A 13,587-nucleotide genomic window follows, 5' to 3' on the forward strand; every position below is an offset into this window, starting at 1 on the left:
GTCCGGGAAACCCCCGTCACTCCTCCCCGGCCAGTTTCAGGGTGCGCAGCTTCTGGCCCGCGTACCAGGTGGCTGCCACGGTCACGCCCACCAGGAGGACCACCGCGAGCGGCAGGCCCACGTCGGACGAGATCACGTCGTTCTCGCCGATCTTCTGGGCCAGGGCGAGCGACCACTGCTGGACGCTCAAGGTGCGCGCGCCCGGTACCAGGTTGCCGAACAGCGACTCCCAGACCAGCGCGTACACCAGGCCGAAGACCACGGCGTGCCGGGTGACGGTGCCGAGCAGCAGGAAGACCGCGGCGTACGCGATGGAGGCAACCAGGGCCGCCACGGTGTAGGCGATCGCGATCTGCTGGCCGTTGCCGTTCAGGATGAACCCGGCGATCAGCGTCGGGATCGCGGAGAACGCCATCGTCACGGCGATCGCGACGATCAGCTTGGTGAAGATGATCGTCGAGCGCTTCACCGGCTTGGCCAGCAGGTAGACGATCGAGCCGTCGTCGATCTCGGGGCCGATCGCGCCGGTGCCGGCGATGACACCGATCAGCGGCACCATCGTGGCCAGCGCGAAACTGCCGAGGAGGTCGGCGGTGACCTGGTCGTCGGCTCCACTGAAGGACCGTACGGCCACCGAGATCACGATCAGCAGGGCGGGCAGGACGAAGAGAATGGCGGCCCGGCGGCGGCCGAGCAGAGCCCGGTAGGTGAGCCGGGCGACGGTCGGGTTGTACATGGGAACGTCACCGCTCCTTTCTGGAGGCGCTCAGGCCGCTACGAGGTAGGAGAAGACGGATTCGAGGGACTCGTCGGAGGGCGAGACCGTCAGCAGGCGGATGCCGTTCGCCTTGGCCACCTGCGGGAGCAGCGTGGTGAACCGGCCGAAGTCGACGGCCTGGATGCGCAGCGCGCCCTCCTTGAGGTCCACCTCGATCCCGGCGGTCGACGGGTCGGCGATGAGCGCCGCGGCCAGCGCGCGGTCGTCGCTGGAGCGGATCAGATAGCGGTGCGGGCGGTCCGTCATGAGGCGGCGGATCTTGCGGAAGTCGCCGCTGGCCGCGTGCCGTCCGGCGACGATGACCTCGATGTGCGAGGCGAGCTGCTCGACCTCTTCGAGGATGTGCGAGGAGAACAGGACCGTGCGCCCCTCGGCTCCCATCCGCCGCAGCAGCTCCATGAGTTGCATGCGCTGGCGCGGGTCCATGCCGTTGAACGGCTCGTCCAGGAGCAGCACCGACGGGTTGTGCACGAGGGCGGAGGCCATCTTGACGCGCTGGCGCATGCCCTTGCTGTACGTCTGGATCTTGCGGTCCTGGGCGTACTCCATCTCGACCGTGGCCAGGGCCTGGCCGGCCTCGCGGGCGCCGAGGCCGTGCAACTCGGCGTTGGCGACGACGAATTCGCGGCCCGTGAGGAAGTCGTACATGGCTTCCCGCTCGGGGACGATGCCGATCTTCTTGTAGACGGACTCGTTGCGCCAGATCTGCTCGCCGTCGAGCGTGACCGTTCCCGTGGAGGGGGCGAGGAAACCGCCCATCATGTTGATGAGGGTGGACTTTCCGGCGCCGTTGGGGCCGAGCAGTCCGGTAACGCCGGGGCCGATCGTCATGGTGACGTCGTTGACCGCCACCACGTTGCCGAACCAGCGTGAGGTGTGGTCGATGTCGATGGTGGTCACAGCCCGACCTTCCGGTAGCGGCGCATCAGCACGGCGTACGAGCCGTAGATCAGCGCGAGGACGACGAGCAGGTAGACCGCTCCGGCCCCGGATCCCGGGCCGTTCCCGCCGGGGAAGGAGGAGCTGGCGCCGAGGAACGCGCTCTGCACGCCGTCGATGAGCGTTACGGGGGAGAACAGGCCGAGCCACGGGATCGCTCCGGTGGAGCCCTGGTGGAAGGCGATGCCCTGGACCGCGGAGACGGCTCCGTAGGAGACGGTCAGTACGGCGATGACGGCGGCCACTCCGAAGCCGCGGCGCGGCGTCAACGCGGCGATGACCAGGCCGAGTCCGGCGAACAGGAGGGAGAGCAGTGCCACTGAGACCAGCCCCTGGGCGAACCCCTTGGTCTGGTCCGCGAAGTCGAGTTTGGCGAGCAGAGCGCCGACATAGAGGATCACCAGCGGTGCGCCGGTGATGATGAACAGGGCCGAGGCCATGGCGGCGAACTTGGCCAGGACGTAGTCGAGGCGCTCGATCGGCCGCGAGAAGTACAGCGGCACCGTCTTGAAGCGCAGGTCGCGCGAGACGGTCTGGGGTGCCTGGGCCGCGATGAACAGGCCGATGACGGCCTGGAGGAAGATCGCGTACCGCGTGTACTGCACCGGCAGGTCGTTGGCCTTGGTGGCGACGGCGACCGCGACCATGATGGCCGCGGGGACGCACATCACCGCGAACAGCAGCATCGGCAGGACCTTGGACTTCGCGCTGCGGCCCAGGCCGTACGCCCCGCGCAGGGACTGCGAGAAGAGCGAGCGGCGGGCGTAGGCCCGGCCCAGACGCGGCCCGTCGTAGTTGCGGTAGCCGATGTTGTGGATCTGGGTCTGGGCGCTGTCAGTTGCCATCGCGGCCGCCTCCCTTCTGCTCGGCGCCGGCCGCGGTGGCTGCCCATGCGGCGGCGCGTTCGGAGACCGGCTCCTGCGCCGGGGTCTGGAACACCTCGGCGATGTGGTGACGGCGCTGTTCCATCCGTACGAGACCGAGGCCGAGGTGGGCCACGGTGTCGCGGACCGTGTCGTAGGTGTCCTCGCCGGTGGCCTCGATGAGGAGGATGTGGCCGGCGCCCGGCAGCCCGTCCTCGACGCCCGCGTGCAGCGTGAGCCCGGCCGCGGCGAGCGCCTTGCGGACCGTCTCCGTGCCGTCGGGGTGGGTGTCGGAGTCGGTGACCTCGACCGCGAGGGTGGTGGTGGTCTGGGTGAAGTCGCTGGTGGAGCTGGAGCGGAGCAACTGGCCGCCGTCGATGACCACTACGTGGTCGCAGGTGCGCTCCAGCTCGCCCAGGAGGTGCGAGGTGACCAGGACCGAGATGCCGAAGTCGGTGTGGATGCGGCGGATCAGGCCGAGCATCTCGTCGCGGCCGACCGGGTCCAGGCCGTTGGTCGGCTCGTCGAGCAGGACCAGCTGGGGGTCGTGGACGAGCGCCTGGGCGAGCTTGACCCGCTGCTTCATGCCGGTCGAGTAGCCGCCGATGGGCCGGTAGCGCTCCTCGTAGAGGCCCACGTGGCGCAGCGTGTCGGCGGTTCGCTCGCGGGCCGCGGTGGCCGGCAGGCCCGACATGCGCGCCATGTGCACGACGAACTCGGTGGCCGAGACGTCGGGCGGCAGGCAGTCGTGCTCCGGCATGTAGCCCACCCGCTCCCGGATGGCACTGCCGCTGGTGGCAACGTCCAGGCCGAGCACGGCGGCGGTGCCTTCCGTGGCGGGCGAGAGACCCAGAAGGATCTTGATCAACGTGGACTTGCCGGCTCCGTTGGCGCCCACCAGCCCGGTCACGCCGGGGCCGATGTCCAACGAGAGCCGGTCAAGCGCGGTCACCCTGGGGAACCGCTTGCTCAGGCTTTCGGTCGCGATCACAGTCACGTCATCGACGGTAGTGGCGCAGGCCACACGAATCGTCAGCCCAGACGGCTGGATCCATGTCCGACTCCAGAGGTACGGCCCCGTAGGGGAACCCGTACGTGAGGCTGACGGGGTCGCTGCCGCGAGGGACGGAGTTGTCCACAACGGGCCCGTTGTCCACAGCCTCGTGCAGGACCCTTGACGCAGCCGCCGGGCATTGTCACATTCATCAGTGTCAAGTTACGCACGCGTAGGGCGACAGGGGTGGACGGATGCCATCGGCACTGAAGGCTGAACCCGACACGCGGCTGCGCGGGTTCAGGGAAGTACAGAGCCTCGCGTACGAGTGCGCGGAGGCGGTGGCCGCGCAGCTCAAGCCGGGGGTGACCGAGCGGGAGGCCGCGCGGATGCAGCGGGACTGGCTGCGCGAGCGGGGTGTGCGGGACTGGTTCCACCTGCCGTTCGCCTGGTTCGGCGACCGCACGGCGTTCGTCAACTTCCGCATCCCGCTGCAGTTCTTCCCCACCAACCGGCGTCTGGAGGCGGGGATGCCCTTCATCCTCGACATGGCCCCGGTCTACAAGGGCTTCACCGCGGACATCGGCTACTCGGGCTGTCTCGGGCTGAACCCGGTGCACAACCGGCTGCTCGCCGACTTGGAGGCGCACCGCGAGCTGATCCTGCGCGAGGTGCGCGAGAAACGGCCGCTGCGCGAGATCTACGAGGACGTGGACCGGCTCATGGTCCGCCAGGGCTATGCCAACCGGCACCGCGCCTATCCGTTCGGCGTGATCGCCCACAAGGTCGACCGGGTGAAGGAGCGCCGCTGGTCGCCGAACGTGTTCGGGTTCGGCACGCAGGCGCTGAAGGGCCTGGCGAGCGACGCGGTGCACGGCCACCGGGACGGCTGGTCACCGCTGTGGTCCCCGTACAAGTTCTCCGACCACCCGCCACAGCCGGGGCTGTGGGCGGTCGAGCCGCACCTCGGCTTCCGGGGTACGGGCGCGAAGTTCGAGGAGATCCTGGTCGTCACGGACTCCAGGGACCCGGAACAGAGCGCGTTCTGGCTGGACGACGACCTGCCGCATGTGCGGCGCTGGGCCGAGGAGAAGGCGGCGTGAGCGTGAACATCGAGGGAGCGCGCGAGCGCTGGGTGCGGACCGGCGGCGTGGAGCTGTGCGTGGCGGAACTGGGCGACGAGTCCCAGCCGACCGTGCTCCTGGTGCACGGCTACCCGGACAGCAAGGAGGTGTGGTCAAAGGTCGCCGAGCGGCTGGCCGAGCGCTTCCACGTGGTGCTCTACGACGTCCGGGGGCACGGCCGCTCCACGGCGCCGGCCCCGCTGCGCGGCGGGTTCACGCTGGAGAAGCTGACGGACGACTTCCTGGCGGTCGCGGACGCGGTCAGTCCGGACCGGCCGGTCCATCTGGTCGGCCACGACTGGGGTTCGGTGCAGGGCTGGGAGTTCGCGACCGTCGAGCGCACCGAGGGCCGCATAGCGTCCTTCACCTCGATGTCCGGCCCCTCGCTCGACCACTTCGGGCACTGGATCAAGAACCGGATGAGCCGCCCGACCCCGCGCAAGGTGGGCCAGCTCCTGGGCCAGGGCGCCAAGTCCTGGTACGTGTACATGCTGCACACCCCGGTCCTGCCCGAGCTGGCCTGGCGCGGCCCGCTCGGCAAGCAGTGGCCCAAGATCCTCCAGCGCGTCGAGAAGGTGCCCGCCGACGGCTACCCCACGGCCTCCCTCGCGCAGGACGCGGCGCACGGCGCCTGGCTCTACCGGGACAACGTCCGCGCCCGGCTGCGCCGCCCGCGCCCCGACGCGTACGCCCATGTGCCCGTCCAGCTGATCACGCCGCTCGACGACGCCTTCCTGTCGCCGAAGCTGTATGCCGAACTGGAGCACTGGGCACCCCAGTTGATCCGCCGCACCCTCCCCGCCAAGCACTGGATACCGCGCACCAGGCCGGACCAACTGGCCGCCTGGATAGGCGACTTCGTACGCACCAACGAGGACGGCACACCAGCCAAGGACACCGTCGCGACCGGCCGGTACGCCGACCGGTTCGGCGGCCGGCTGGTGCTGGTCACGGGGGCGGCGAGCGGCATCGGCCGGGCCACGGCCTTCGCGTTCGCCGAGGCCGGGGCGCGGATCGTCGCCGTGGACCGGGACGCCGAGGGCGCGACACGGACCGCGGAGATGTCCCGGCTGATCGGCTCGCCCGAGGCGTGGGGCGAGGCCGTCGACGTCAGCGACGAGCAGGCGATGGAGAAGCTCGCCGAGAAGGTCGCCACCGAGTACGGCGTCGTCGATGTCCTGGTCAACAACGCCGGGATCGGGCTCTCGGGCTCCTTCTTCGACACCACGGCCGAGGACTGGAAGAAGGTCCTCGACGTCAATCTGTGGGGCGTCATCCACGGCTGCCGCATCTTCGGCAGGCAGATGGCCGAGCGCGGCCAGGGCGGCCACATCGTCAACACCGCGTCCGCCGCTGCCTATCAGCCGTCCCGGGCGCTGCCCGCGTACAGCACGTCGAAGGCCGCGGTGCTGATGCTCAGCGAGTGCCTGCGTGCCGAACTGGCAGGTCAGGGCATCGGCGTCTCGGCGATCTGCCCCGGCCTCGTCAACACCAACATCACCTCGACGACGCACTTCGCGGGCACCGACGCCAAGGAGGAGAAGCGCCTCCAGAAGAAGACCTCGCGTCTGTACGGGCTGCGCAACTTCCCCCCGGAGAAGGTCGCCTCGGCGATCCTGCGCGCCGTGGTGAAGAACCAGGCCGTGGTGCCGGTGACGCCCGAGGCGCGCGGCGCCCACCTCATGTCGCGCTTCACGCCGAGGGCGCTGCGCGCGATCGCCCGATTGGAGCCGCCGCTGTGAGTACGGAGCGCCGAGAAGGCACGAAAGGCGAGGAGCACTACCGGATATCCCCGCGCCGGGTCTCGTTCGACTGGGACGAGACGCCGCTGCACTGGATACCGGACGAGCCCACCGCCACCCATGTCATCAATGTGCTGCACCTGCTGCTCCCGGCGGGCGAGCGCTGGTTCGTGAAGGTGTTCAAGGAGGCCCTGCCGCTGGTCGACGACCCGGTGCTGCTCAAGGACGTCAAGGGGTTCATGGGCCAGGAGGCCACCCACAGCGTCCAACATGCCTATGTACTGGACCACTTGGCGTACCAGCGGCTCGACACCGAGGCCTACACCCGGCACGTCGACTTCCTCTTCGAGAAGCTGCTCGGCGAGGCGCCGCCGTTCGGGGCGCCGATACCGACCCAGGAGTGGCTGCGCTTCCGGCTCTCGCTGATCGCCGCGATCGAGCAGTTCACTGCGGTCCTCGGCAACTGGGTGCTGCACGCCGAGGGCCTGGACCGGGCCGGCGCGGACCCGGTCATGCTCGATCTGCTGCGCTGGCACGGCGCCGAGGAGGTCGAGCACCGGGCGGTGGCCTTCGACATGTACCAGCACTGCGGCGGCACGGGCCTGCCCCGCTACGCCCGCCGCGTCGAGGGCATGGCGGTCGTCGCCCCGGTGCTGCTGTGGCTGTGGGCGTGGGGCGCCTCCTATCTGATCCGGCACGACCCCCGGCTCGCGGGACGGATGCGCTACTCGCTGCGTGAGCACAACCGGGCCGTACGCGCCGGCCTGCTGCCCACCTGGAAGGAGCTGGGCTCGGCCATACCCCGCTACTTCCGCCGGTCGTACCATCCCTCGCAGGAGGGCTCCCTGCGCAAGGCCGTCGAATACCTCGCGACCTCGCCGGCGGCCCGAGCGGCGGCGGGCGCGGTGGGCCGCGCCGCCCTGGGGTAGAGGGAGTGGGTTTGTCCGGGCAGTCAGCACTTCAGCAGGTGGCGCCGGCGGCGACGCCGGCCGAGTACCGGATCGAGGACCTGGCGCACGCCAGCGGCGCCACGGTCCGCACCATCCGCGCCTACCAGGACCGGGGCCTGCTGCCCCGGCCCGAGCGGCGCGGCCGGTCCAATGTGTACGGCGACACCCACCTGGCCCGGCTGCACCAGATCGCCGACCTCCTGGACCGGGGCTACACCCTGGCCTCCATCAAGGAACTCCTGGAGGCCTGGGACGCGGGGCGAGGGCTCGGCGGCGTGCTCGGCCTGGTCGCCGAGGTCAACGGACCCTGGACGGACGAGGAGGCCGCCCGCATCTCCCGCGCCGATCTCGACGAGACCTTCGGCGGCAAACCCGACGACAAGGCCGTCGCCGAAGCAGTGGAGCTCGGCATCCTCGTGCGCATCCCGGACAACGACGCCGAGTTCCTCGTACCCAGCCCCCAAGAACTGGCGGTGGCAGCCGAGTTGCACGCCGCCGGGGTGCCTCTCGACGCCATCTCCGGGCATCTGCGCGAGCTGCGCGGCCAGGTCGAGCACATCGCGGCCCGCTTCCTCGACTTCACCACGGAACACGTCTTCGCCCGCTACCTGGGCCACCGCCCCCCGACCGACACCGAGGCCGCTGAGGCGGCCGATCTGGTGCGCCGCCTGCGCCCGCTGGCCCAGCAGACCGTGGATGCCGAACTCGCCCGTGCCATGCGCCTGTTCGCGACCCGCCACCTCCAGAAGCACCTGGGCGCCCCGGCCACCGCTCCTGCCGCCCCGGCCCCCGGGCCGGTGTCCCTCCCCGCCGAGACGGTTCGGGCGGTTCAGGACCTGGTGGGCCCCGACAATGTCGCCGCGTTCATCACAGCGGCCACCGAACGGGAGGTACAGGCCCGCACCTTGGACGCCCTGTCCCGCTCAACTCGGCATAGGGACTGATCACCCACACCCCCAAATGCCCCATATGGCAACCACTTTACCCAAACCCCCCTTATCGGACGCAAGTTGTCCACAGTGTCGTCAAATTGCCTGTGGATAACACGACTTCACTGTGGAACAAACCCAACTGGAGTCCTCAATAAGGTGATTGCTGTCACGCCCCGCTCGGTTTCTGTTACCGATCGGCGAGCCAGTTGCCGTGGAAGCCGAACGGCACGCGCCTCGGAAGACGGACCGTCGCGACCGGCGGTGCCGCGAGGTTGTCCGCGTCCAGGATGACGAGATCGCTGGCGTCCCGGGCGGCGTCGTACACATAGCTGAGCAGCCACCCCGGGCCGCCCGGCCGGTCGTCCGCCGGGGCGAATGCTGCCTCCGCCGGGACCTGCCCCGCCCCGAAGTCGTGCCGTGCCACCGCCCCCGTCCTCAGGTCGTACCGGAGCAGCGCCCCCGATACCGGCCCCGAGGACGGCGTCCGCGCCACCGTGACGTGCCCGAACCCGGCATCCAGGCCGGCCAGCCGGTCGTCGACCCGGGGGAACTCGCACGCCTGGTCGTCGAGCTGCTCCTCCCTGACCACACCCGTCGACAGGTCCAGCGCCCACTTCCACAGGGTGGCCTCGCGCGGGCCCTGCCGCCTTCGAGCCGGACGCCGTGCACCATTCCGTCGCCAAAGAACCAGTGAGCGGAAGCGGCGTCCTGCGGATTGGGCCCGTTGCGTACGTACCAGCCGGTCAGCTCGGGCGGTATGGAGCCGGTCACCTCCAGCCCGTGAGTGGTCAGTTCCTCGGCGACCGGGGCGAAGTTGCCCGCGAGGTGGGGGGCCGGCGGGGTCGCTGCGGCGGTGGGTGTGGCGGTCATCGTCAGGCGCCCTTCTGGACGGCGGCGCGGCGGGCGCGCTCGGGGTACTGGGCGGTGATCACGGCCGGGATGGCGAAGCCGGCGACCTGCATGGCTATCGAAGCGGTGCTGCCCAGCGACTCGGCGTCGATGACGGCGAGCGCGGTGGCGGTCAGGGTGAAGGCCAGGGCCCACACCGAGGTGAGCACCACGTTGATCCGGATGAACACCGGGTTGGTCCACACCTCACGCGGCGCCTGGCGCTTGGCTATCCCGGTGGTGAAGGGCTTGCGGACGGCCAGCGTGGCCCAGGCCGTCAGGGCGAGCCAGCCGGTGGCCAGCGCGCCGCCGTAGTCACGCAGCCCGCTGTCGGGAGCGGCGAAGGCGATGACGCTCAGCACGGCGAAGAAGGCGATCGTGGACTGCTCCAGGATCAGGGAGTCGGCGGACAGTCCACGCTTGCGGTCCATCGAGAAGAGATAGGCGCCGGCGGCGAGGGCGGCGAGCGCGCCCCACTGCCAGTGCGCGCTGCCGACGGCGGCGAAGACGATCCACGGGATGAATCCGCGCAGGTAGTTCATGGGAGTCCCCTCTGTTCCGAGCCCTCCGGCTCGGCTCCACATTCCAACTTCGACATGTCGAATGTAGAGTTTCCTCCTTTGACATGTCAAGAGTGGAATGTAGAGTGGGGCGCATGAGCCTCCGCCATGCAGTCCTGGGCCTCCTCACCAACCGTCCGGCCAGCGGTTACGACCTGATGAAGCTGTTCGAGACCTCGCTCGCCCACGTCTGGTCGGCGACACAGAGCCAGGTCTACGGGGAACTGGGCAAACTCGCCGAAGGCGGTCTGGTCGAGGTGTCCGCCGAGGGACCGCGGGGGCGCAAGGAGTACGCGATCACCGAGGCGGGAAGATCCGAACTGCACCGCTGGCTCACCGAGGTCGAGCCGGTCCGCACCCGCCGCAGCGACTCCCTCCTGCGCGTCTTCTTCCTCGGCGAGCTCACCCGGGTCGAGGCGAAGGCGTACCTCCTTACAGAGGCCGAGCGCTCGGCCCAGCAGCTCGCGGGCCTCAAAGAGGCGGAGTCAGCCATCGACTGGGGCGACGACCCGATCTCGGTGCACGGCCGGCTCGCCCTGGAGTACGGCAAGCGGCTCAGCGCGATGCACGAGGAGTGGGCCCGGTGGGCGGCGGAGCAGCTGGCTCCCTGACTCCCGGTTCCCTGACGGGGCGCGCCACCGGGGGAATGGGGATGCCGGGACCCCGTCCGGCCCGGCACCCTGGCGGTGTGAGAGAAACCCCGCCGGAGCCACCGCGCGACAGCGAGCGACCGCTCCCCGACTGCAGACGCACCGTCAAGGTGTCCAAATACCTGTCGAAGCACCTGCGCCATCAGCCCGAACGAATCGGCATCGCCCTCGGCCCGAACGGCTGGGTGGAGATCGACGTGCTGCTGAGGGCCGCCGCCGCGCACCGCTTCCCCATCACCCGAGCCGAGCTCGACCATGTCGTCGCCACCAACGACAAGCGGCGTTTCGCCGTGGAGGGCGGCCTAATCCGGGCCAGCCAGGGCCACACCGTGGCCGTCGACCTTGGCCTGCCGCCCGCCGAACCGCCCGCGTACCTCTACCACGGCACCGTGGCCCGCAACCTGAAGGCGATCCACGCCGAGGGCCTGCGCCCCATGGACCGGCAGCACGTGCACCTCTCGCCCGACCGCGAGACCGCCACCCGGGTCGGCGCCCGCCGCGGCCGACCGGTGATCCTGGGCGTGGACGCCGGCGCCCTGCACCGGTCGGGCCATGTCTTCCACGTCAGCGCCAACGGCGTCTGGCTCACGGACTCCGTACCGCCGGAGTATCTGCGGCTGCCCGGCTGAGCCGGCGCTTGGCATGATCGGTCCCATGACCCATCCCCACCTGCCCACCACCGAGTCCGTGGTCGCCGCGATCCGCGCGATCGCCGACGAGCAGCGGCTGGAGGTCGAGGTCACCGACGACATCGGCGCCGACCGCACCTCCCGCCGCACCTCGTCCGGGGTGTTCGCGGTGGTTGATCCGGACGGTTCGCTGCCGCACGAGGCGTACGTCGAACTCGGCGGCTCGCCTTCCGTGACCGTCCGGGTCTATCCCGAGGACGACGCCCAGGTCACCGTCGACGGCGTGCAGTTCGACGACGTGCCGCGCGATGCCGTGCCCGCCTTCCTGCGCTCCGTCTACGGCGGACTCGCCCACGTCAAGGGCCGGTTCTTCCCGCCGGGATGGTGGCTGGTCGTGCCACTGCCCGGCGACGAGACGTACAAGGAACTGGTCCTTGTCGGGCTCACCCCTTGGATGAGCGCGCGCGTCCGCAGCAAGAGGGGTTAACGGCCGAGCTGCGCGAGCCCCTCGGTCGCGATCTGCTCGAAGACCTTCGGATCGGCCGCGAAATCGGAGTCCGGGATCGGCGCGTGCAGAACGATCTCGGTGAAGCCGAGCTCGAAGTGGCGGCCTGCGAAGTCCACGAACGCGTCCAGGGACTCCAGCGGACGGCCGGGCTGCGGGGTGAAGCCGGTGAGCAGGATCTTGTCCAGCTCGTCGACGTCGCGCCCGATCTCGTCGCAGGCGGCGCCCAGCTTCTTGACCTGCTCGCGGATCGCCTCGACGGACTGCTCGGGCGTGCCGGTCTCGAACAGCTTCGGGTCGCCCGTGGTCACCCACGCCTGCCCGTGCTTCGCCGCCAGCTTGAGCCCGCGCGGGCCGGTCGCGGCCACCGCGAAGGGGATCCTGGGCCGCTGGACGCAGCCCGGGATGGTGCGCGCCTCGACCGCCGAGTAGAAGGTGCCGTCGTAGGTCACCGAGTCCTCGGTGAGCAGCCGGTCGAGCAGCGACACGAACTCGCCGAACCGGTCGGCCCGTTCACGCGGCGTCCACGCCTCCTGGCCCAGCGCGGTGGCGTCGAAGCCGTTGCCGCCCGCGCCGATCCCGAGGGTGATCCGGCCGTTCGACACGTCGTCGAGGGTGATCAGGTCCTTGGCGAGGGTCACCGGGTGCCGGAAGTTCGGCGAGGTGACCAGGGTGCCGAGCCGCAGCCTGGTGGTGGCGGCAGCGGCGGCCGTGAGCGTCGGGACCGCCCCGAACCACGGGCCGTCCCGGAATGTCCGCCAGGACAGATGGTCATACGTGTACGCGGTGTGGAAGCCCAGCTCCTCGGCCCGCAGCCACTCGTCGCGACCGCCGTCGTGCCAGCGGCGTACCGGAAGAATCACAGTGCTCAGACGCATACCCCGACCCTACGTCGGATACATGGGCCCCCGCAGACACCCAGGCCCACCAAGGAACACCGCGCGCCATCCCGCCCGGAGCCGCACAGGTGCCGCGTGCCCCCCTCTCGTGCCGAAGGTGCACCGGTCCGCCCACTCAGATGTGCGCCCTCTCGCACGCCCGTGCGCTTGTATACGGGACAATGGGCCGGTGACCTCTGCTACGGATCCCGCCCCGGCCACCCGCCCCGTACCGACCGCGCCGCGGCTCATCGCGACCGATCTGGACGGCACCCTGCTGCGTGACGACAAGTCCGTGTCGGACCGTACGATCGCGGCTCTGGCCGCCGCCGAGGAGGCGGGCATCGAGGTCTTCTTCGTCACCGGGCGCCCGGCCCGCTGGATGGACGTCGTCAGCGCCCATGTGCACGGCCATGGCCTGGCGATCTGCGGCAACGGCGCGGCCGTCGTCGATCTGCACGGCGACAGCGACGGCCACCGTTTCGTGAAGGTGCGACCACTGGAGCGGACGGCCGCCCTCGATGTCGTCACCCTGCTACGGGCGGCCGTACCCGGCACGTCCTTCGCGGTCGAGCGCACCCGCGGCTTCCACCACGAACTCGCCTATCCGCCCATGCACATGGACCCGGCGGCGAGCATCGCGCCCGCCGAGAAGCTGCTGGCCGAGGACTCCGACTCGGCGGGCCAGCCCGTGCTCAAGGTGCTCGCGTTCCACCCCGAACTGGCCCCGGACGACTTCCTCGCGCTGGCCCGCACGGCGGTCGGGGCGCGCGCCGAGATCACCCGGTCCAGCCCGACCGCGCTCCTGGAGATCAGCGGCGCGGGCGTCTCGAAGGCCTCCACGCTGGCCCTGTGCTGCGCCGAGCGCGGCATCTCGCCCGCCGAGGTGGTGGCCTTCGGGGACATGCCGAACGACATGGAGATGCTGAGCTGGGCCGGCACGTCATACGCCATGGGCAACGCCCACCCCGACGTCCTGGCCACCGCCTCCGGACGTACGGTCGCCAACAACGAGGACGGCGTGGCGGTCGTGATCGAGCAGATCCTCAAGACGCTCTGAGGGACTTCGGGTACGAGCCGGACCGGCGCGGAAGGTGGGGTTTCACGTGAAACAACCGCCGGCTGCGCAACGATCCGGCCCTGCCCTGCCGGCCT

The 13,587-nt window shown here is 70.3% G+C and carries 15 protein-coding genes and 1 pseudogene; 8 read left to right on the forward strand and 8 right to left on the reverse strand.

The features are described from left to right. Positions 1-16: 16 nt before the first annotated feature. From ACSHXC_RS19220 to ACSHXC_RS19235, 4 genes are read right to left on the reverse strand one after another with little or no spacing between them, the layout of a single operon-like run. Complete coding sequence (locus ACSHXC_RS19220; protein WP_399484674.1) at positions 17-736, reverse strand: ABC transporter permease; 720 nt, start codon at positions 734-736, stop codon at positions 17-19. Positions 737-766: 30 nt separating this feature from the next. Continuing rightward, the gene (locus tag ACSHXC_RS19225) at positions 767-1,678 is read right to left on the reverse strand and encodes an ABC transporter ATP-binding protein (protein ID WP_438292733.1); all 912 of its coding nucleotides are present in this window, start codon (positions 1,676-1,678) and stop codon (positions 767-769) included. After that, positions 1,675-2,562 (reverse strand): ABC transporter permease subunit, encoded by an 888-nt coding sequence (locus ACSHXC_RS19230; RefSeq protein ID WP_438292734.1) that lies wholly within the window; start codon positions 2,560-2,562, stop codon positions 1,675-1,677. The genes ACSHXC_RS19225 and ACSHXC_RS19230 overlap by 4 nt, the downstream gene beginning before the upstream one ends. Continuing rightward, the gene (locus ACSHXC_RS19235) at positions 2,552-3,571 is read right to left on the reverse strand and encodes an ABC transporter ATP-binding protein (RefSeq protein ID WP_438296695.1); all 1,020 of its coding nucleotides are present in this window, start codon (positions 3,569-3,571) and stop codon (positions 2,552-2,554) included. Before ACSHXC_RS19235 ends, ACSHXC_RS19230 begins: the two co-directional genes overlap by 11 nt. A gap of 257 nt (positions 3,572-3,828) precedes the next feature. On the opposite strand from ACSHXC_RS19235, the gene ACSHXC_RS19240 reads away from it, so the two are divergent. Genes ACSHXC_RS19240 through ACSHXC_RS19255 form a run of 4 tightly spaced genes read left to right on the forward strand, consistent with a single transcriptional unit; the run spans position 3,829 to position 8,334 of the window. Beyond that, positions 3,829-4,677, forward strand: coding sequence for a M24 family metallopeptidase (locus ACSHXC_RS19240; RefSeq protein ID WP_438292735.1), 849 nt, complete (start codon positions 3,829-3,831; stop codon positions 4,675-4,677). 2 nt (positions 4,678-4,679) lie between these two features. Further along, positions 4,680-6,440, forward strand: a complete 1,761-nt coding sequence (locus tag ACSHXC_RS19245) for an SDR family oxidoreductase (protein ID WP_438296697.1) — start codon at positions 4,680-4,682, stop codon at positions 6,438-6,440. Then, positions 6,437-7,369, forward strand: a complete 933-nt coding sequence (locus tag ACSHXC_RS19250) for a metal-dependent hydrolase (RefSeq protein ID WP_438292736.1) — start codon at positions 6,437-6,439, stop codon at positions 7,367-7,369. The genes ACSHXC_RS19245 and ACSHXC_RS19250 overlap by 4 nt, the downstream gene beginning before the upstream one ends. Before the next feature lie 5 nt (positions 7,370-7,374). Continuing rightward, a complete protein-coding gene (locus ACSHXC_RS19255; RefSeq protein WP_438292737.1) occupies positions 7,375-8,334 on the forward strand; it encodes a MerR family transcriptional regulator in 960 nt (319 codons plus the stop codon). Between the two features lie 175 nt (positions 8,335-8,509). Here the strand turns inward: ACSHXC_RS19255 and ACSHXC_RS19260 are convergent, their stop codons facing one another. From ACSHXC_RS19260 to ACSHXC_RS19270, 3 genes and pseudogenes are all read right to left on the reverse strand, one after another. Beyond that, positions 8,510-8,911, reverse strand: coding sequence for a carotenoid oxygenase family protein (locus tag ACSHXC_RS19260; protein ID WP_438292738.1), 402 nt, complete (start codon positions 8,909-8,911; stop codon positions 8,510-8,512). A gap of 101 nt (positions 8,912-9,012) precedes the next feature. Beyond that, positions 9,013-9,192 (reverse strand): annotated as a pseudogene (locus tag ACSHXC_RS19265) (carotenoid oxygenase family protein); the annotation flags it as partial. A gap of 2 nt (positions 9,193-9,194) precedes the next feature. Continuing rightward, positions 9,195-9,752, reverse strand: a complete 558-nt coding sequence (locus tag ACSHXC_RS19270) for a hypothetical protein (protein WP_438292739.1) — start codon at positions 9,750-9,752, stop codon at positions 9,195-9,197. Positions 9,753-9,865: 113 nt separating this feature from the next. Between ACSHXC_RS19270 and ACSHXC_RS19275 the strand changes: the two genes are divergently transcribed. From ACSHXC_RS19275 to ACSHXC_RS19285, 3 genes are all read left to right on the forward strand, one after another. Next, positions 9,866-10,381, forward strand: coding sequence for a PadR family transcriptional regulator (locus ACSHXC_RS19275; protein WP_438292740.1), 516 nt, complete (start codon positions 9,866-9,868; stop codon positions 10,379-10,381). A 77-nt stretch (positions 10,382-10,458) separates the two neighbouring features. After that, complete coding sequence (locus ACSHXC_RS19280; protein WP_438292741.1) at positions 10,459-11,049, forward strand: RNA 2'-phosphotransferase; 591 nt, start codon at positions 10,459-10,461, stop codon at positions 11,047-11,049. Positions 11,050-11,074: 25 nt separating this feature from the next. Next, on the forward strand, positions 11,075-11,536 hold the full coding sequence (locus ACSHXC_RS19285; RefSeq protein ID WP_438292742.1) for a hypothetical protein: 462 nt from the start codon (positions 11,075-11,077) through the stop codon (positions 11,534-11,536). Here ACSHXC_RS19285 and ACSHXC_RS19290 read toward each other — a convergent pair. After that, positions 11,533-12,432: an LLM class flavin-dependent oxidoreductase gene (locus tag ACSHXC_RS19290; RefSeq protein ID WP_438292743.1), complete on the reverse strand. Its 900-nt coding sequence runs from the start codon at positions 12,430-12,432 to the stop codon at positions 11,533-11,535. The two genes, ACSHXC_RS19285 and ACSHXC_RS19290, sit on opposite strands and share 4 nt — an antisense overlap. Positions 12,433-12,604: 172 nt before the next feature. On the opposite strand from ACSHXC_RS19290, the gene ACSHXC_RS19295 reads away from it, so the two are divergent. After that, complete coding sequence (locus ACSHXC_RS19295; RefSeq protein WP_438296699.1) at positions 12,605-13,492, forward strand: Cof-type HAD-IIB family hydrolase; 888 nt, start codon at positions 12,605-12,607, stop codon at positions 13,490-13,492. Positions 13,493-13,587: the final 95 nt, after the last annotated feature.

Source organism: Streptomyces sp. HUAS TT7 (genome assembly GCF_051550175.1).
Lineage (GTDB): Bacteria > Actinomycetota > Actinomycetes > Streptomycetales > Streptomycetaceae > Streptomyces.